Raw genomic sequence first — 20924 nt, 5'->3', positions numbered from 1 at the left:
TAACATTCCCGCCAAATACTCAAGTTTATTTAACTATAAGATTAGTTGATTTTTTAAGAAAATATGCTAATCTTATAATATAGTTCTCTAAAAATAGAAATTATGCTAAAAGAAAACTTATTTATAGCTGAAAATCAAGGTTTAGATGTAGATGAGCAAAAGAAAAATGATATTTTAAGTTTCATTAAATCTTGCAAAAATTTTCAGGATTTTATCAGAAAACTAGAAGAAGAAAATTTAATCTGGTACTTTATTGGTCCTTTACACAAAGATGAGAACATTAAAGAACAGGTAAGTTCAAAGTGGAAAGAGGAGTTTCAAAAGTTTGAGCAATCAATAAATGCAACACATAAAAAATTCGCAGAATCTCTACCAAGTGAAAATTTCTTAGTATATACAACACAAGATAATGAATTTAAAATTAGATTTGAAAATAAAGAAAAACCAATAGAGATTAGCACCCTTTTAAGAGCCAGTGACGAAGGCAAGGTTTATAACCTATCTTTAGGGAAAGATAGTCAAATAACTGCAACCAAAAAAGGCAGCGAAAGGCACTATGATTTTACTGGTTCAAGCTCATGTGAGATGACCATTAACTGGCAAGCTAAGGATTCTAAAGGCAATAGCATAGATTGTAGCATGACTGTAGAAGTAAATTCTAAGGGCATAAAAAGAGTGATTGATGAACCAAAATTTGGAGAAATAACTGACCCAGAAGAGGTATTAAAATTAGTTGAGCAGAATAAAGAAGTTTTTATCAATGGCAAAACTCTATATCAAACTTTCACTGACATGGTCAAAAGTGTGAACGAGCAGCAAACACCAGCAGAGGAAACATTTACAAAAGATTCACCACAGTCAGCTACACCAAGTAGCAGTGGATATTCTTCTCTTAATACACCTTCTTCACGCAGAAGTTCTTTGTCTATTAGTAGTGAATTTAATGGTGAAGATGAAATATTTGAGAGTGATACGTTTAGTGATGAAGAAGAGAACAAACAAGAAGGAAATGAGTTAGAGGAAGAAAACACATATCTCAAGAAGGAAAACGCGGAGTTAAAAAGCCGTAATACGAAGATAACAGAAGAAGGTGAAGCAGAAGCAAGTCAATTAATCGAGGGAAAGCAAGATCTGGAAAAAGAAGTCACAAGACTTAAAGATGAATTGAAAAGAAAGGAAAAAGAGTTAGCTGAAAAGGATAAAGACATAGAGCAATTAGCACAAAAAGTAACCGTACTAGAACAAAGTCAAAAAAATAAAAATGTTGAAATAATAGATTTAACTAATCAATTGAACGATAAAGAAAGTGAGATTCAGTTAACAAATAGAATAAATGAGGAACTACAGGAAAAATTTAAGCAAAGTGAAGCTAAGTTAAGTACACTAGAAAAAAAGAATACAAATTTTGAAAATGATCTCAAGAAAATATTGGTAGAAGGTTCACAAGATAATCACGAAAAGCAGTTGGTAGAAGAATTGACGGAAGAAAAAGGGAAAAACAATACATTGGCTAAAAAGATGAAACAATTGTCTCAAGAATTCAATGAACTACAAAGAAAAAATGAAGATTTAGAGAGGAAAATTCGACAACTTGAACCCGGAAGATCACTTGCGGATGAGTTCAGTGAAGTAAATGCGAAAGTAGCTACTTCAACTGAAGCTGAATATGAAAGTAGAGGAATCGAGGCAAGTAATCACGAAACTACAGTTCCTAAAACACAAGACCAAGGTACAAATGCAGGTGTTAATGCATCATCTTTAACAGGTCAAAAAGAGGATAAGGAAGAAGAAGCTCGAACAAACATACCACAAAACATTATGGATTGGCCTATTCCAATTCCGAATGATAAACCAGATATAATGCACCCATTTGTCTAGACCATTTTTTTCAAAGTGATCCGATTTTTAAAATGAATATGTTGATAAATACGTCGACACACATTTAAAGTATTTATCAATATATTCATTTACTGTTTATGATAATAAAGATCAGCAGGAACTTTATAATGTAGAGTCTGATGTCGCCTTTTATAGTTATACCAACCAACAAAATCGTTTATTATAAGATTCAAATCTCTGATACTATTTGGTCTATAATAATATATAGCTTCTTGCTTTAAAGTTCTCCATAAACGCTCAACAAATATATTGTCGAAGCAACGTCCTTTATGATCCATACTAATTTTAATATTAGCACGCTCTAATTCCATAATAAAGTTGTAGCTAGTAAACTGCACTCCTTGATCACTATTAAAAATCTCAGGTTTACCTTGTTTTAGAGCTTCTTTGAGAGTATAAAGGCAAAATCCAGCATCGAGATATGGTGATAATGAATGAGCAATAATATAGCGACTATACAAGTCCATTATTGCCACAAAATAGACAAACTTACCTTCTACCATAATATATAGTAGCCCATACCTGATTAACTCTACAAATAATCAAATCTTTGAGTAAATAAGGATATATTTTATGCTTTTTTTCTTTAATACTTGTATTACATCTTTTTCTACAATACAGCCCACTAATCTTCATTTTTTTCATAATTCTTAAGATTTTTTTGTGATTGACTACTACTCCACTCGCTATGATTTCAGCAGTAATTTTACGATATCCATAACGGCAATCAGAAGCCAAATATACTTCTTGAATCAAATTTCACTTTCGTTATTAATTATATGCCTATAATATAGGCTAGATCTGCAAATCCCCAGTAAATCAGCCTGTTTCCTAATTGATAGATCAGAATCTTTTTCTATAAACCTTACTCTATCTTTTTTGCTTATTTCAGTAATTTTTTTTTCAAATAACTATTTTCCACTGTCAATTCTCCTATTACTTTATGTAAACTTTCTATTTCTTGCGCTAAGATTCTTTGTTTTCTCGCACTTTCACTTTCTTCAACAAATAGGTCTTTTAACCTTGCCAATACTCTATCACGCCAATCATATAGATTTGTTGATGGTATTTTATATTCACTACATATCTCAGATGTGCTTTTTTGATTTTTTATTGCTTCCAAAGCTATCTTTGCTTTTAACTCTGGTTCATATTTTTTTGTTGCCATACTTTTACCCCTTTACCTTCCTACTCGGATCAACCATTTTTTTTTGGTCTAGTTTATGGGGTGCATTATAAGAAGAGCAGGAAACTCCATTAGAGCCAACTAAGGTAAATACAGAATTATCAGATCCAAAATCAACCCCTGCTGAGATTCCTAAAAAATCCACCCCTTCAAAAGGATGAGTTTTTACTTCAACTATAGCTAATCCAAACGAAACATCATACCGCAACAATCACTAATTTTCTGTGCTTTCAAAAAAACACATCAAGCAAAATCATTTGAGAGTAAGTGGACATTGTTAGATGAATTAACCCTAACTTAAGAATCAGATATATACAATATTAGTATGTTTAATTAATAGTGAGGTTTAAAATGTCACCTAGTGAAAAAAACTCTTCAAATTTTGTTGAAACTAAGCAAGATGATCTTAAAATGATTCAAGATTCTTCATTAAATTCAGATATCATTCACGATCCCAAGAAGCTAAAAGACAGAATTATGGATCTGTTAAAAGGAGATACAGAATTCTCCAAGATGAAGCAAGGAGATAAGGCCCTTGTAGTAGGTACAGCAAGTGGATTATTTGCAGCAGTGTTACCATTTTTGGCAGTTGGTGCAACACTTGCTATACCAAGTGCTATAGTTGGTCTTACTCTATTTTTCGCTGCGAAAGTTGCTGTAAAAGCAGTTCAATCTGGATATAAAGGGCTCAAATGGTCAGCAGAAAAAACAGTTGAAGGAGCGAAGCATATTGGCGGAAAAATCAAAGATGGTGCTGTATATGCCAAGAATTCGGTAAAAGAAACTGCAAGTTCTGTAAAACAGGCAACACAAGAGAGAGCTAGCTCTACATTAAGAAAAATGGGGGATAACATTCAAAACCTTGGAAGGAAGATGAGTGATAGTGGTGCAAGCATGTCTAGTTTAGATGGCATCGCATATTCAATAGGTAATGAAGATCAAACTGTTATTTTGAAAACAAAAGAAAAAACGAGAAGTTTTAATAGTGTAAAGGAAATGTTTGTCAAGGAAGTTTTTGAAGACAAAGGTGTGAATAGCTCTGCTTTAACTAGGAAAATATTTTCTAAGCTGGGGGAAAAAATATTAGAGAAAGCTTATTCTGTTGATGGTCAACACAGTGCCAAAAAGGACCAGTTGATCAACCGATTGAAGCAGCAAATAGATTTTATCAATAAATTAGATGCTAAGAAGTTGCAACATTTGTTAGCTAAAGATAATAGCAGCCTATATGAAATTTTTTCTGAACATCATGATGAGATTAAGGAAGTTATTAAAGAATGCAAGGAAGAGCATACTCGTTTTAGTACTTTAGAAAGGCTTAATAAGTCAGCAAAAAGGCATAAAGCAAGTTCTATGAATTCACTGGAAAATAGCTTATCAGGTAGTAGTTCAACGAGTTCTATAAGTACTGTTAGCAGCAAAGCAGAATTATTAAATCCTAATGAGCATAAGGAAGTAAAAGCACCTACTTCACTTTGGAGCAAGTTTTCATCATCACTAAAAGGTGGCAAAAAGCCAGAGGAAGCTACTTATATAAGATATCAAGATTCTGAGTTGGATCAGATACAATCTGCGGAGATAGGAAATAGCCGTTTTTATGTTGCTCCGGAGAAACCGCCAAGAAGCAATTCAACGGGTTCTTTAAGCACTGACAGTACTGCTACAACTTCTAGCTTTGCCAGTTACCGTCGTAATTCTGATAGTGGGTTCAATTCACCAAGTTCTTCTCCGCAACATGGTATGTTCACTGAGAAAAATGGCAAGTTAAAAACCCAAGCTGACTTAAGAAAGACAGGTTCTTTGGACAAATTGGTGGGACCTTCTTCAACAGTAACTGCTGAAGTCGATGTAGAGCATCAAGCTCCAAAAATGAAGATATAGAGAGTAAACAAAACTATCTATCTTCTTAAAAAAGATGTTACTCACTGAGTAACATCTTTTTTTCATTTGATCAAAAACATTCGCTTATTTAAGATCAGTTTTCTAGCACTGGGCCAATTATGGAGTTTCTTTTGCCTTTTTTCTAGGTTATGCAAGAAACTTGAAAAATAAAATTTTTATTCAATAATTTGTGTATAAGGGATATCATTTTACTGCTAGCGAAATAAACCAGAATGAAGTCTATTTTATTGACAAGGCCTTTATTAGATTCGTTGAGCACAAGAAGCACGCTAAAAAAATATGGATACAAAGTTTTTATAGAGCCAGTATTCACAATAAAGTACTTAAATCCTGATATATCCGCGCACGAATTTGATGTTGTGATATCTACAAGTAAAAACAGTGTAAAGGCTTTCAGTCAAATATGCAAAGAGGATAACTTTTCGATTATTACAGTTGGTAATTCAACTATGCAGGCTGCAAAAAATTTGGGATTTTCCGATATAATCTCAGCAGACAGCAACGTTGATGGTCTGATATCATTCATAAAATCTCATTATTCAAATGCAATAAAGTTCTTATATATAAGGGGACAAGAAGTATCATGTGACCTAAAAAAAAGATTATCTGAAGAAGGTTTTAACGTAAGAGAAGTTGTACTCTATAAAACAATTACTAAAAGGAGTCTAACTAATAGGTGTAAAAATTTACTATTGGACGGTAAAATTGATAGCGTTGCTTTTTTTTCCTCACAAACTGCAAGGGTATTTTGTTCATTAGTTCTAAAAAGTGGGCTATCTCCTGTGATGAATAATACAGTTGCATATACCATGAGTAAAAACATTGCTGATAGTTTAAAGTTAATCAAGTGGAAAAAAATTATAACATCGAGGTTGCCTACAGGGGAGAGTTTAATTGATATAATTAATAAGGATTGTTGATGCTAAAGATTGCAACTTGGAATGTAAACTCCATACGTAAAAGAATTAACCAACTTTGTAGTTTTATAGTTGATAGTCAGATAGATATAGTTTTGCTGCAAGAGATAAAATGTACAGAAGAGCAATTTCCTTATGCAGAGATAGAAGAATTAGGATATGAATATGCTGTCTATGGACAGGTTGCAAGAAATGGTGTTTGTGTTTTATCTAAATATCCAATACTGGAGAAGTTTAAAATTGATATTGTAGAGAGTCATCAAGAAGCACGTTATATAGAGTGTGTGATAAAACACACCAATAATAAGGTAAGGGTAGGAAGTGTATACGTTCCAAACGGTCAAAGCCCAGACTCTCATACTTTTGAGTATAAACTCAAGTTTTTTGATAACCTATATGAAAGGATGGGCACTTTGTTGAAAAATGAAGAGTTAACTATTATAGCTGGCGATTATAATGTTGCACTGGATGAAATTGATGTTTTTGATTCAAATTTATTAAATGGCCAAGTGTGCTTTCATATAAAAGAGCGTGAGAAATTAAGAGCGATCTTGAATCTTGGTTTTAAAGATGCATTTAGAATATCTCACCTCAACTTACAACAATTCACTTGGTGGCATTATCAAGGTAATTCACTCAGAAACAATCAAGGAATGCGAATAGATCATATGCTGCTATCGCCACAAGCTGCAGATAAATTGGAAACATGTTACATAGATGATAGGTTGCGTAAACTAGAAAACCCATCTGATCATACTCCTGTTGTATGCGTTATAAAACAATAAAAGACCTCTTACATATTTGGTAAATCTGTTTGCTGTCCTGTACTTTTAGCTGGCTGATCTAAAGTAGGTTGTTTAAGGGTAGCAGGTGTTTCTTTTCGTGGACTGCAAACTCGCTCAGAAGTAAAATGCTGTTTATTCTCTCCGTCTCCCTGAGAAATTTGTTCAGTAATCTCTTTGATTTCGGTTTTTAAAATATCATCAATGCCATTGCGAATTTTTTCATTCAATTTTTCTCTCTTTTCTGTATCATCTTTATCTGGTGAGCTAGGGTCATATAAAGTACCTGGCCTATTATTTGAAAAAAGAACCTCAACTCCTCCCTTTACAGCAAATATTGTACCAATAACAGCAGCAATTATCGCAAGTGTAGTAGGACCAAAAATTAATATTGAAGCAATGGAAAAAAGAATAGGAAGAAAAACTTTACGTAAGAACTTTGTTACCATCTCTTCATCACTAAGTGGTGGTTCATCATCCTCTTTTTTACCACCGCCTAAGAATGGTATCTTCTCTTTTAGCCCACTCATACAAGAATCAGAAATATTTTTCGGGTCTATTTTTATTCCCAATGGTAACCCAACAAGTTTTATTAGTGAATCCTTAGCTTCTGTACCACGTATATCAGCTACACAATCATCTACTAATTTCTTTATTTCAACATTCTTGACATTCTCTTTGTTCGCTAATTTTTTCTCTCTAACTTCTTTAAATACAGAAAGTAAAAACTGACAAAAATTCTCTTCACTGAGTGGTCTTATCTCTTCTGGATTGACATTATTAAGTAGTATGTACTCATAATCTGATATGAAAACATTAGTTATTCGTGGGCTCTCCTGTGATTTGGCTTTATCTTGTAATGCTTCCATGAAGGCATCATAAATTGCCTTATGTTCTTCTTTGAAAATTATCTCACTTTCCTTTATAGGTGATTTTGAAGACTCTGCTTTTACTGGTGGAACTGTCATGGTTGACCTATTTCATTTACCTATGCCATAATTATAGCATATTTTTCGCATTAATTCAAATTTCTTAGAACCTGTCTTGAAAGGGAAAAAAGAAAAGAATAAAGCAAGAAATAGAAAAGTAACAAATGATAAGGGAATGTAAAAAATTGCTTCCATATATTTTAAATCTGATTATAATTACAGTTAGAGATGTTTTAAGAGCTCAAAATCTATCTTTGTCTGCAGACTTTTCAGTCAAACTTTTAATCAAAAAGCGTAGCGTATCTTCTTCAGTGTATACACGTATACTTAATCTCTGTCGTATGTGCGCTGCACTTTTTTCTAATCTTTTTTTTACACAGGGGGATTTTATGTCCAGAATTCCAGATATTTGACCTTTACTTTAGCTAAAAACCAATAGGCGCCTATTGTTTAACGCTAATTAAAATAAAAATTTTTCTAATATATAGAAGAATTACAAAATCACTGTTTACTGAAAACGGGGCAAGAAAGCTGCTAATGTCACAGAATTTTAGGTAAATGTTGTTTGCTTGACGTATGAGTGTACTCTCCTTACTTCAAGAACTCTTTAATATGACTACTATTATACTTACGAAATTAACCACTCAAGGCATCCGTTCAGGGGTGTGGCAAAATAAGGTAAAAGTGAATTTACAACAATAAGGTGTCATTCCAGTGCTTGACACTGGAATCCAGCCTTTTGTAGTCTCATTGAAAGCGTTGCTTTTAATATCTATGATTAGGTTGCTTGTGAGCAATTTGGATCCCAGTGTCAAGCACTGGGATGACATTACTTTTGCTTCAATATTTACACATTAGCCATGCATCTGAACAGATACTACTTAAGTCCTTTCAAGACAGGTTCTTAGGGTCTACGGTATAATTAAGAAAAGCCCCAGTTGTCGCTAATTTTTATTTCTACTTCAAGTGGTATAGAAATTTCTACTGCATTTTCCATTATATCTTTCATAAGTTTTGCTGTTTCTTGCACTCTGCTCTCTTCCACTTCTACAAGTAATTCATCATGAACCTGGAGGATTATTTTACCTGACTTTAACTGATCAAAAAGCCGAATCATCGCGCGTTTTATTATATCAGCGGCAGTTCCCTGCAGTGGTGCATTTATTGCTGCCCTTTCTGCAAATTGTCTTAGATAAGGAATTTTATTGTTGATGTCTCTTACAAAACATCTTCTACCAAACAAAGTCTCTACATAACCATGATTTCTCGCGATAGATACTGCTTTTTCCATATAAACCTTTATTTCTGGGTAACAAGAAAAATAGTAATTAATGTATTCAGCAGCCTCTTGAAAGGTAATGCCAAGTCGCTTTGCAAGGCCAAATGGACTAATGCCATATATAATGCCAAAATTAATGGTTTTTGCTTTGCGTCTTAATTGCTCATCTATTTCTTGCACTCCAAAAACTTGTCTTGCAGTGATATCATGAATATCTTGCCTGTTTGCAAAAGCTTCTTTAAATGCGGTAACATTTGCAACGTGTGCCAGGATTTTTAATTCTATTTGTGAATAGTCAGCAGAAATTATCTTGCAACCTTTTGGCACAATAAAGGCTTGCCTGATAAGACTACCTTCTTCGCTTCTGATAGGAATATTTTGTAAATTAGGATTGCTAGAGCTCAGCCTTCCAGTTGCAGTCACAGTGATTGAAAAGCTTGTATGTATCCTACCATCAAGCGGATCAACCTGTTTTATTAACGCGTCAGTATAGGTACCCTTTAATTTACTTGAATGTCGCCAACTTAAAATTTTACCTGCGATTTCTGTCCCCTCCTCTTCAAGTGCCTCTAGAACTTCAGAGTTTGTGCTATAAGACCCAGATTTTGACTTTTTCTTTTTACTTAGCTCCATTTTATTAAACAAAACATCACTTAATTGTTTTGGCGATGCAATGTTGAATTTTTCTCCTGCTAAATTATGTATATCGTTTTCAAGTATAGCAATTAGCTGCTCAAACTTATCAGACAATTCCTGTAGTTTTTGAATATTGAGCAGTATTCCATTTTGCTCCATATCAAATATTACTTTCATGAGAGGTCTATCAAAGCGCTCGTAAATCGTAAAAAGTTTTTCCTGAAATAATCTTTGTGTCAGTTTCTCATGGATCGCTATTAAAATTTTTGCCGAGAAAGTTTCTACATTTTTACTTAAATTGTGTGCAATTATGTTTGGAATGCTGTGATCATGCTTACCTGTGTCAAGACTATATGACATGATCATCAAGTCATCAATTGAGTCTAGCACTCTCTCTATTGTAGGAAATATTTCTCTGATCTTTCTAATATCATGTATTATTTTAAGCACCCCATTTGAAAATAAAGTTGAATTTATTATAGTGAGTGCATCTTGTAGGCAGCTTTGATCTATGTAGAAAATATTATCTTCACTGCAAGATAAGGAGATTTTGTTCAATCTATTGTTTTCAAAGTGGCAATGAATTGCAATTTTACCTTCATATCTGCAATGCTCCAAAAATTTTTCTAATTCTTCACTACTATATTCTATTTTCTCTTTTGTGCTAGATCCACTATAAGAAAAGAGCTTTTCTACTTTTCCTATCAATGAATTAAATTCATATTTCTTCAAAAAGGATAACAATTTTTCCATATTTGGAGGATGGACTTCATATTTTACAATATCATGTTGAAGATCTACTTTTTTGCATAGTGACAAAAGTTCTCTTGAAATTAGTGCTTTTTCCTTATGCTCAGTAAGAATATTACGAACTCTTGTTTGCTCAATGTTATTGATGTTTTCTATAATGTTATCCAACGAATCAAATTTATCCAGCAATTTAGCTGCAGTTTTTGGGCCTATTCCTGGAACGCCTGGAATGTTATCAGATGCATCTCCAGTTAGAGAAAATAAATCAAGAAGCTTATTTGAATTTACACCAAATTTTTCTATCACTTGTTTTTCATCTACGTATATATTTTTGATAGGATCAAATATTAGAATGTTGTAATTCAAAAGTTGAAATAAGTCTTTATCTGATGAGACTACTACTACTTTAAAGTCTTCGTGGTTGGCATATTTTGCAGCTAGTGTTGCAATTATGTCATCTGCTTCATAGCCTTCAATCTCTTCATAGCTGAAGTTAAAAGCTTCTACCGCTTCTCTCAGTATTGTAAATTGTGGAATTAGATCCTCAGGAGGCGTTACTCTGTTTGCTTTATACTCAGAATATAAACTGTGCCTGAAATTTTTTTTGCCAGAATCAAGTGCTATAGTTAAGTAGTCCGAATGGGAAATATACTTCAGAACCATATTAAGAAAACCGTACACAGCACCTACTGGAATACCAGCTGTGGTAGTCAAATGATGCAAAACGTAATAAGCTCTGAAAAGAAAACCATAACCATCAATGATTGTGAAAGTTTTTTCTTTCATTGTAGATATTTATGTGTGCCTTTGATGGTCTTTTATTTAGCTATAAAAATCAAGCTCTTGTTTCCTATAGCCAAAATAATCATAATGCTATAGTTACTATAAGAAAACATATTACGTAAGGGAATTAACTATTCTGCCACAATTTTGCTCTATCACACTTGCCATATTTAATATTCCAGCTTCATCGTAATAATTTCCAATTACTTGCAAAGCAAGTGGTAAGTCTTCATTGGAAAGTCCAACAGGAACAGAAATAGCAGGTAACCCCGCTAAGCTTGCCGGCACGGTAAACACATCATTGATGCACATAATTAGCGGGTCTGGCTTTTCATTTAAGCCAAAAGCTTCTGTTGGAGCAGATGGCACAAGTATGTAATCTATTTTTTCAAACGCTTTTATAAAATCATTTCTAATTAATGCCCTAATGCACTGTGCTTTTTCATAATACTCATTGTAATGACCTGAAGAAAGCGCATAAGCACCAATTAAAATTCTCCTTTTCACTTCTTTACCAAAACCTTCTGCTCTTGTTAGCGAATACATTTCTTCAAGGGTATCAGCATCAACCCTGAATCCGTAACGTACACCATCATAGCGAGCAAGGTTAGATGAAGTTTCAGCAGAACAAATTAGATAGTAAACCGGTATCGCATATTTAGTATGAGGCAGAGTAATGTCAACAACTTCAGCACCATTTTCTTTTAAATTGGAAGAAACTTTTTCCCAATGATGAACGATTTCTTCTGAAATTCCATCCATTCTATATTCTTTTGGTATACCAATGCGCTTACCCTTGATATCACCATTTATAAGATTAGAGAATTTAGGCACTGGCCTTTTGCTCGATGTTGAATCTTTTTCATCATAGCCACAAATTGTTTCCAGTATTAACGCTGAATCAGAAACGGAACGAGTAATTACTCCTGCTTGATCAAGAGAGCTCGCAAATGCAATCATACCAAAACGCGAACACCTTCCATAAGTTGGCTTTATTCCCACTACTCCGCAATAAGCTGCTGGTTGACGTACAGACCCACCAGTATCGCTTCCTAATGCTCCAGCGCATAAAAACCCAGCAACTGATGCTGCAGATCCACCAGATGATCCACCAGGAACAACTTTTTCTCCGTCACTTTTTCTAATCCATACATTTTTAACAGGACCAAAATAGCTATTTGTGTTCGCAGAACCCATAGCAAACTCATCCATGTTAAGTTTACCAAGCATGGCTGCTCCATTTTTTAAAAGCAAGTTAGATACCGTAGATTCATAAGTCGGGATGAAATTTTCCAGCATTTTTGAGCATGCCGTTGTTTTTATTCCTTTTGTACAAAATAAATCTTTAACACCAACTGGTATGCCCATAAGTGATGAAATATTATCTTTTTGTTTCAAAAAGTATTCATCTGCTATTTTAGCAGCTTTTATCGCGATTTCTGGGGTTTTTGTTACAAATGCATTCAGTTGCTCATTTTCAACTGCATTAACATGCGTCTCTACAAGCTCAACAGCAGAAAAATCTCTCCGCCTAAGTCCATCATGCATCTCTGTAATAGTGAGCCTTCTCAATTCATTCATTAATATTCAATTTTAGCGAGGGATTAATTATAACAATAATAGGACAGAAAATCTATATATTTATGATCGAAAACGGGAATACAACCGAGATCAATTCAGATTTCTGAAATGGATTGGTTAGTAGTACGTTTTAAATAGCCGGTTTGGCACACAATGCTAAGCCATAAGGGTTTAGCGTTTCTAAAATCAAATATCAACATCATGCACGTTAAGTGCATTGTTATTTATAAAGTCACGACGTGGTTCAACTATATCACCCATTAGCACCGAGAATATGCTATCTGCTTCTTCACAATCTTTTATTTCAACTTTTAGCAGAGTTCTAGTTTCTGGATTGAGTGTAGTTTCCCAAAGCTGATCAGCATTCATTTCACCAAGGCCTTTAAATCTCTGCAGAGTTAAACCTTTTTTACCATAATCCATCACTATTTTTGCGAGTGCACTTGGAGACTTTATTTTTATTTCAGTTTCTTGCGACTGTAAAAATGAATCACCATTAAATAAGTCAATTATGTTATCAAGAGAACTCAATATATTCCGTATTTCTTTACTTTCAAGCATACTAAGCGAGAATACATATTTGTCTGCTAACCCTTGAAACAATTTAGCAATGTGAATTTCCTCATCTTTTACTTCTACTTCCCAATTATATTCACTATACATCAATTTTAAATATTTTAATATCTCATCAGCAGACAATAGAGCATTCTTTTTGCTTAAAATTAGCAATGATTCTAAGAGATCTTTTGGTATTTCCCTATCATAATTTTTGCTAATGTTTGAAATACTGAGGCACTTATTCAAAACGAAACGCAAATCTTTGCCTACACCATTTAATGTTAATCTTTTAATCGCTGAATTTACTATATACTCTTCAAAAGTTTCATCATCTTTGATATAAGTATATTTAGCATTTTTTGTAACTTTATAGAGCGGTGGCTGCGCTATGTATAAATATCCTTTTTCAATTACTTCGCGCATATGTCTAAAAAAGAAAGTTAGAATCAAAGTCCTTATATGTGAACCATCAACGTCTGCGTCTGTCATAATGATAATTTTATGATACCTAATTTTTTCAACATCGAAGTGCTCACTCCCTATTCCAGCCCCAATTGCTGTGATCAGAGAGCCAATTTCTGCAGATGAAAAAATACGATCCAGACCTGCACGTTCTACGTTTAGAATTTTCCCTCTTAGAGCAAGTACCGCCTGTGTTTTACGATTACGTCCCTGCTTTGCAGTACCACCTGCGGAGTTACCTTCTACTATAAACAATTCCGATAACTCAGGAATTTTTTCCTGACAATCAGCAAGCTTTCCAGGTAGAGTTGCGATATCAATATTATTTTTATTTTTAACTAACTCCCGTGCTTTTCTTGCGGCTTCTCTTCCTTTTGCTGATCTAATCGCCCTTTCTACTATACTTGTTGCTAACTTGGGGTCAGTTTCAAGCATTGCACTCAATTTGTCAAAAACTATGCTCTCTACAATTGTCCGCGCTTCAGAACTAACTAGTTTATCTTTTGTTTGTGAAGAAAACTTAGGATCAGGCATCTTAAGAGATAAAACACAGGTTAAGCCTTCTCTAACATCCTCTCCAGTCAAATTTACCTTTGCCTTCTTCAAAAACCCTTCGTTGGTTGCATAGCTATTGATACACCTGGTTAGTGCAGATCTAAACCCTGCCAAATGCGTACCACCATCCCGTTGTCTTATATTATTTGTGAAGCATAGCATATTTTCATAGTAAGAATCATTCCACTCCATCGATATTTCCAAACTGATGCCTAGACTTTTTACATCATCTCTAATGCTGGCGATTTTAGTAACGTTTGTCTTATTCTTGTCTAAGTACCGTACAAAATTTGCTGTACCAAAATTATCTTTAGACTCTTTATTATCGTTAAAATGAGACTTTACATGCGGCTCATTACGTAGATCATGCAAAATGATCTCAATATTTGAGTTTAAAAATGCCAATTCTCTGATGCGACTCTCAAGAGTGGAGTAACTAAAATCAATACTACTAAAAGTCCCCGTTGATGGCATAAACGTTACTCTAGTTCCTCTTTTACTTGTGTTTTCATTGACTACCTTTAAAGATTCAACAGACTCACCATCTTCAAAGCGCATAAAATGTTCTTTTTTATTGCGCCAGATGGTTAATTCCAGCCAACTCGATAACGCATTAACAACTGAAATTCCAACACCATGTAATCCTCCGGAAACCTTATAGGTATTGCTGTCAAATTTACCTCCTGCATGTAGTTGGGTCATTATTACTTCTGCTGCTGATATTCCTTCCTCTGGATGAATGTCTGTTGGAATGCCACGACCGTTGTCGGTTACAGAAACTGAACCATCTTCATTTATGCTAACTTCAATCTTACTACAATAACCAGCCAAAGATTCATCTATCGCATTGTCAACAACCTCATACACCATATGGTGCAAGCCTGATCCATCATCAGTGTCACCAATATACATACCCGGACGCTTTCTTACAGCATCAAGACCTCTTAGGATTTTTATTGCGTCAGCGTTGTAGTTACTTTCCATGGAATTGCTTTATTTATAAATATTAATTAATATTACATTTGTATGTGCTGATTAGCAACATCTTTAAGTTGAAAGAAGGATCCTTGACATGTAGATAAAACATAACATATCACCTACACGAAGTGGTTTTACATGTTATTTCAATACATAAACTTAAGTTCAAATAATCCAAAACTCTGCTTCATATTTCAAGATAAATGGCTAGAATCAAATACAATTTACCTTCTTCTTTCAGTTGGACTTTCTAGCTCAACATAGGATAAGTTGCTCATACACTCTTCTAATATTTCATTCTTTTTATCATTGTTTAATCTATTGCTGAACTCTTGACACCTTCTCTCAAGAGCTGAATGCGTAGTCATAATATACCTTACTGTTTCAGATGATAACTCTGGTAACTCGCTACGGATCCTTTCTTGTTCTTTTCCAGAGAAATTGGTGAAATTGGCTCTGGCCATTTCAGAGAATTTTTGTGTGATCGTTTCTTTTATCATTGCTCTAGCCTCTTCTCCATCGAGTGTAATAACCACTGATGGATGTAAGCCAGATAAAGACTCAAATAATTTATTGTATGTTCCACCTGCACAACTTTGACCTTGATTACCGTAAGTTGTTGCAGCGTCTACAAGACCTTTTAAAAACATATCTTTTCTGTTTTTTATGTCTTCATCATTCAAAGGAGTTCTTTGATTCTCTGTCCCTGTATTTCTATCATTGCAGGCTTTCCAACATAAAATAGCTGCTTGCTTTAGTGTTAACTTACTATGATTGTCTTTAAAATTATCTCCTGTTCTATTGATAAATCTTAAGCATTCAAGTGCATTAGATTTATCGCCTTCTGTAAATTCATTTGACTGTTTGATGTACTCTTCAATGTCGGTTGTGTTGCCTCTATTTAGCTGTACATAGAATTCATCTTTGCTTAAATTCTCTTTATACTTTTCTATGAGTCTATCAACACTCAAGTTTATACTAGCAACTGCACTTGGGTCATGAGTAGTTTGTGCCATAAAAGGAATGGCTGCTAAATCTTGAAAGAAAATAGGCCTTTCTTCCTCTGGAATTTGTTGTATTAAATCGTTAAACTGCTGTATTTCTTCAATGAGTGATTTGTTTAGCAACCATAAGCACAATATAGGCAGTACCAAAAGCACACAGGAATTAATAATGTTTATAATTAAAAAAATGCTTAATGTTATTCTAATAACATTTTTTGGCCACGCTGATAATCTTTTTTCATTTTCCCTTGGTTTGAAAAAATAATTTACTAATGATAAATACAAAGAGAGCTGTACAAGAAGAAAAAATGAAGGAATCATACTTACTAATAAAACTATATTAATGAATCTTTTAATTTTATTAGTGTTGTTGTAAGCATTTTGCACTCTTTCTATTAAAGCCTGTACTCTATTTCTATTTTGCTGTTGATTATTATTTTGACCTGCAAACATAACACACCCCCATTCTAACATTAATATATCATGCTATAGAAAGAATTTAAATAAAGCAAGAAACTTATCAACTACCTGTAAAAAGCTTTATTTTTGCTTGATAGGAGGTTCTATCTTTGTACTTTCTACATTATTGAGAGTACTGCCTGTTTTTTGTGCAGCAATTTCTTGAATACCTTTCACAACAAAATACACTACTAGTGCTAAACCAAGAGTTATAATAGTTAGCGTAACTAATGCCGCTAACTGAACTTTTATCTCTAAACTTGTTTTTGCTTTATTCTCTCTTAGGAATCGAGCCATGTCTTGATCGTTTTCCCGCATCGCAATATCTAAAGGAGTAAGCCCCTTTCCATTTTTTATATTAACGTTTGCTCCTTGCTCTAAAAGAAGCCTCGTTTTTTCTATATTACCTTCTTTTACTGTACGAAATAGACGACTTTCACCCTCTATCTTCTCAATGTCTGCTCCATATGATCTAAGTACTTCAATGGCCTCTTCATTTCCACTATTGAGTGCAATATCCAAGGCATCCATTCCAGCTTTATTTTTGTGGTTGATAAAATTCTTCAACCGATCTCTACCAAAGCTTTCTATATATTGTTTAATGATGAGTTCCACTACTTTTCCAGGACAATTATTAGCAGCAGGAAAAAGTATTGTGTTGTTATTATTATCTTTTTTCGTTATGTCTGCTTTGAGTTTATTTATCAAATACTCGATAACTTCTACTCTGCTATCATCCTTTGCTTCAGTGCATTGTCTAATAGCTAAAAATAAAGCTGTCCGCCCATTATTATCAATATCTTCAATATCCTGTCCCTTATCAACTAAGGCTTGTATTACACTTTTATTCCCATATAAAGCAGCAAGGTGAAAAGGTGTATGTCCTTCAGTGCTTTCCCTTTCATTAATTAACGCACCATTGCTAGCTAGCAATTCTATAAACTCTGGCGTGTTTGCAAAAATTGCAAGGTGCATTGGTGTTAAGTCATCTTTGCCATGATTTCCAGTTTTTGCGTTAACGTTTGCTCCGTTATTTATCAGCAATTTCGCTATTTCAAACTGCTTATACCCGATAGCAACATGCAGTGGCGTACGATTACGTTCATAATTATCATTGACATTTGCACCAAACTTTATTAGCAGCTCTGTAGCTTCAATATCACCCATCCGAATTGCAGAGTATAAGGAAGGAGATTCATCTTTTTCTATTTCCCCTGTCATACGAAATTGCGAACATAATAATTCATATATTATTAAGAATTATTATTAATTTTTTATTAAAATAATATTAACAACAGTAAAAATCTTTAATTTTTATTAAAAATTTAATACCCATCAATGATTATATAAGCAAATGCTTATATAATCATTCCAAAAGTGAAGCAGTGAAAAAAAGCTTTTCATGAGAAATTATAAATGATAAATTATTAATAATGAATTATCGAGAATAAATTATGTGCTTTGGTTTGCCTAATATAAACAGAGAAGGTTATTTATTTATAGTTGTTTCCTTTATCGTAACATGTATAGCATTCTCTATATCTTGGGGAGCTGGAATTACTTGCTTATTTCCAACGTTATTATGTACCTATTTTTTTCGTGATCCAGCAAGAGCTGTACCAAACAATAAGGACTTTATATTAAGCCCTGCTGATGGTGTAATTTCAAAGATAGAAGAAGTTAGTTACTCTTTATCAGAAGAGAATGAAGAAGAAAAGAAGTTTACGCTTGTTAGCATATTTCTAAGTGTTTTGAATGTCCACGTTAATCGTATACCAATATCTGGTACAATAAAGGAAATGAGTTATAAAAAAGGCAAGTTTGTTTCCGCAATAAGCAATAGGTCTAGTAATGAGAATGAAAAGCAGGTTATTGCGATTGAATATGAGAAGGGAAAAGAAATCATTGTAGAGCAAATAGCTGGATTTATTGCACGCCGCATTGTTTGTAATTTGAGGACATCTCAGAGCGTAAAAGCAGGTGAAAGATTTGGAATTATAAGATTTGGTAGCAGAGTAAATATTTATATTCCTATTGGTATAGAAGTAAGAGTTTCAGAAGGACAAACTGTTATTGGCGGTGAGACAGTTATAGCAGATTTTAATAAACAAGAGAAGCTTACTTTTGATGTTATATGAATAACGATGAAAGTAACAGTAAATTTTTACCTATTACCAAGTTATTTCCAAATTTTATAACTTTACTGGGTTTATGTGCTGGCCTTACTTCACTTAAATTCACATTTAATGAACAATGGGAATTTTCAGCAATTTTTATTATCATTGCAGCAATAATAGATGGAATGGATGGCAGAATAGCAAGAATTCTAAAATCAACTAGCGATTTTGGAGCACAGCTTGATTCTTTTGCAGATTTTCTAAATTTTGGTTCAGCACCTGCTTTTCTTTTATATTTTTGGAAATTAAAGGAAATTAAAGTTGTAGGATGGATTTTAGTAATGATATATGTAATCTGCATATCAATAAGACTTGCAAGATTCAATGTTTCGCTACATTTAGAGCAATTATACTGGAAAAAATTTTTCTTTTCCGGCGTTCCAGCTCCTGTATGCGCTTTACTTGCTCTGTTACCAATAATTATTACCTTTCAATCTCATGAGAGTGAATACTTACTTCTTATAGAGCAATTTTTTAACGTAAAGAATACAGCTTGTTACTTTTTGGCCATTTCATTTTTTTCGATAAGTCATATTCCAACTTTCTCTGCAAAATACATTTATGTCCCTAAAAGTTTATCTTATATATTTGTGTCATTTTTTGGAATATTGATCATATTTTTTATAAGTAAGCCCTGGATAACACTACCAATTTTAGGCGCATTGTATATACTTACTATTCCAATAAGCACTGGACTTTATATATACTACACATATAAAACTCATTAGCTATATAAAAGTAGTGAGCAGCATGATTGTAAAAGCAACTGATCTATTAAACTCTTTTTTATATATAAAGATATTCAACATACCATTTATAATTATTTGGGTAATTGCAACTGGGGTTTTTTGTACGATTCGATTCAAATTCATTAACTTTAGGTTGTTCAAATATGGGATACAAACACTATTCAACCTAGAGAGCCATAATAATAACGGCATAATCACCCACATTCAGGCATTTGCAACGGTAATTTCAGGAACAGTTGGTCTTGGAACAATATCAGGAGTTGCAATAGCTATTACAATAGGGGGGCCAAGTGCAGTTTTTTGGATGATAATTACCGGAGTACTTGGCATGTCAATAAAATTTGCTGAAGTAGTGCTTGCATTTACTCATCGCTCTGAAAACACAACTGGTGGGGCTTTTTATTATATGGAACATGGACTTGCAAAGATTGGATTTATGAAGACTGGCAAATTCCTTGCATTTATCTACGCAGTTATGCTGCTTGTTGCAATGATTCTAGGCGGCATACCATTTCAGGCAAATCAAATTGCAGCGTTGTCAAGTAACTTATTTGAATACAACACATCTGTTATTATCTCGCTATTTGTATTAATTGTAATACTGGGAGGAATAAAGCGAATTGCTTTAGTTGCAACAGGTTTAGGGCCGATCATGATAATGTTATATATAGGCATGTGTATATATTTAATCTGTGTAAACGGAAATAATCTACTGAATGCTCTATCTATAATATTTCAAGATATCTTTAACAAATCAGCTATAGGAGGTGGAGTATTGAGTGGATTAATAGCAGGGGTAAGAAGGTCAGTGTTTGCTAATGAAGCAGGTACTGGAACAGCAGCTATAGCACATTCGATTGTAAAAGAGAAAGACCCAGTTAAAGTTGGAAGTGTTGCAATGATTGCACCATTTGTAGACACAATATTAGTCTCATTTTTGACTGGTATTGTGATAATTATCACCGATATGCATATCACTAATACCGTAGGTGATATTACGTTAGTTAGCTCAGCATTTTCAACAGCCTTACCTTTATTTAGCAAGCTAGCTCTTCCGCTGATAATGTTTTCCTTTGCATTTTCCACAATAATAGCTTACTATTACTACTGTGAAGTTGCCCTAGTGTACTTATTTGGTAACAAAAAAGTACTGATATTGTTTCAGTTTTTTATAGTGGGTTCAGTGTATATCAGCTGTATATCAAAAAATATAGAATTTATATCTTATTTAGGTGATAGCCTGTTTATGTGCCTTATGATTCCAAATGCTGTTGCGATATATCTACTGAGAAGGGAAGTCTTAAATACAATAGATTCTTATTACAAAAGGTATTAAAC

14 protein-coding genes and 1 pseudogene are annotated in these 20924 nt (G+C 33.6%); 7 read left to right on the top strand and 8 right to left on the bottom strand.

Annotation, left to right across the window (positions count from 1 at the left end; translation table 11 throughout):
• The first annotated feature begins 102 nt into the window (after window positions 1-102).
• Complete coding sequence (locus tag OPS21_RS02420; RefSeq protein ID WP_264336907.1) at window positions 103-1878, top strand: hypothetical protein; 1776 nt, start codon at window positions 103-105, stop codon at window positions 1876-1878.
• An 89-nt stretch (window positions 1879-1967) separates the two neighbouring features.
• Here OPS21_RS02420 and OPS21_RS02415 read toward each other — a convergent pair.
• Window positions 1968-3067 (bottom strand): annotated as a pseudogene (locus OPS21_RS02415) (IS3 family transposase).
• Between the two features lie 4 nt (window positions 3068-3071).
• Window positions 3072-3293: a hypothetical protein gene (locus tag OPS21_RS02410; protein WP_265027694.1), complete on the bottom strand. Its 222-nt coding sequence runs from the start codon at window positions 3291-3293 to the stop codon at window positions 3072-3074.
• Window positions 3294-3436: 143 nt separating this feature from the next.
• On the opposite strand from OPS21_RS02410, the gene OPS21_RS02405 reads away from it, so the two are divergent.
• The 3 genes from OPS21_RS02405 to OPS21_RS02395 all read left to right on the top strand — a co-directional run bounded on the left by OPS21_RS02405 (window position 3437) and on the right by OPS21_RS02395 (window position 6689).
• Window positions 3437-4966, top strand: a complete 1530-nt coding sequence (locus OPS21_RS02405; protein WP_264336906.1) for an actin-bundling T4SS effector WalE1 family protein — start codon at window positions 3437-3439, stop codon at window positions 4964-4966.
• A gap of 233 nt (window positions 4967-5199) precedes the next feature.
• A complete protein-coding gene (locus tag OPS21_RS02400; protein WP_064085243.1) occupies window positions 5200-5907 on the top strand; it encodes a uroporphyrinogen-III synthase in 708 nt (235 codons plus the stop codon).
• Entirely contained in the window at window positions 5907-6689 is a 783-nt protein-coding gene (locus OPS21_RS02395) for an exodeoxyribonuclease III (RefSeq protein ID WP_017532452.1), read from the top strand. The genes OPS21_RS02400 and OPS21_RS02395 overlap by 1 nt, the downstream gene beginning before the upstream one ends.
• 8 nt (window positions 6690-6697) lie before the next feature.
• Here the strand turns inward: OPS21_RS02395 and OPS21_RS02390 are convergent, their stop codons facing one another.
• The 6 genes from OPS21_RS02390 to OPS21_RS02365 form a co-directional block, all read right to left on the bottom strand.
• Window positions 6698-7654: a hypothetical protein gene (locus OPS21_RS02390; protein WP_264336905.1), complete on the bottom strand. Its 957-nt coding sequence runs from the start codon at window positions 7652-7654 to the stop codon at window positions 6698-6700.
• 883 nt (window positions 7655-8537) lie between these two features.
• Window positions 8538-11066 (bottom strand): DNA polymerase I, encoded by a 2529-nt coding sequence (gene polA / locus OPS21_RS02385; protein ID WP_264336904.1) that lies wholly within the window; start codon window positions 11064-11066, stop codon window positions 8538-8540.
• 111 nt (window positions 11067-11177) lie between these two features.
• Window positions 11178-12644 (bottom strand): Asp-tRNA(Asn)/Glu-tRNA(Gln) amidotransferase subunit GatA, encoded by a 1467-nt coding sequence (gatA, locus tag OPS21_RS02380; RefSeq protein ID WP_264336903.1) that lies wholly within the window; start codon window positions 12642-12644, stop codon window positions 11178-11180.
• Between the two features lie 186 nt (window positions 12645-12830).
• Window positions 12831-15203: a DNA topoisomerase (ATP-hydrolyzing) subunit B gene (gene gyrB, locus OPS21_RS02375; RefSeq protein WP_264336902.1), complete on the bottom strand. Its 2373-nt coding sequence runs from the start codon at window positions 15201-15203 to the stop codon at window positions 12831-12833.
• 218 nt (window positions 15204-15421) lie between these two features.
• Window positions 15422-16654, bottom strand: coding sequence for a hypothetical protein (locus OPS21_RS02370; protein ID WP_264336901.1), 1233 nt, complete (start codon window positions 16652-16654; stop codon window positions 15422-15424).
• An 87-nt stretch (window positions 16655-16741) separates the two neighbouring features.
• Complete coding sequence (locus OPS21_RS02365; RefSeq protein ID WP_264336900.1) at window positions 16742-17881, bottom strand: ankyrin repeat domain-containing protein; 1140 nt, start codon at window positions 17879-17881, stop codon at window positions 16742-16744.
• Window positions 17882-18114: 233 nt separating this feature from the next.
• Between OPS21_RS02365 and OPS21_RS02360 the strand changes: the two genes are divergently transcribed.
• Genes OPS21_RS02360 through OPS21_RS02350 form a run of 3 tightly spaced genes read left to right on the top strand, consistent with a single transcriptional unit; the run spans window position 18115 to window position 20922 of the window.
• Complete coding sequence (locus tag OPS21_RS02360) at window positions 18115-18798, top strand: phosphatidylserine decarboxylase (protein ID WP_063631019.1); 684 nt, start codon at window positions 18115-18117, stop codon at window positions 18796-18798.
• Entirely contained in the window at window positions 18795-19565 is a 771-nt protein-coding gene (locus OPS21_RS02355; RefSeq protein WP_264336899.1) for a CDP-alcohol phosphatidyltransferase family protein, read from the top strand. The genes OPS21_RS02360 and OPS21_RS02355 overlap by 4 nt, the downstream gene beginning before the upstream one ends.
• A 22-nt stretch (window positions 19566-19587) precedes the next feature.
• Window positions 19588-20922 (top strand): alanine/glycine:cation symporter family protein, encoded by a 1335-nt coding sequence (locus OPS21_RS02350; protein WP_010404445.1) that lies wholly within the window; start codon window positions 19588-19590, stop codon window positions 20920-20922.
• The last annotated feature ends 2 nt before the right edge of the window (window positions 20923-20924 follow it).

The organism is Wolbachia endosymbiont (group B) of Chorthippus parallelus (genome assembly GCF_947251815.1).
Taxonomy (GTDB): Bacteria; Pseudomonadota; Alphaproteobacteria; order Rickettsiales; family Anaplasmataceae; genus Wolbachia.
The sequence above is the reverse complement of the archived record's forward strand: the minus strand, read 5'-3'. Positions and strand labels throughout refer to the sequence as shown.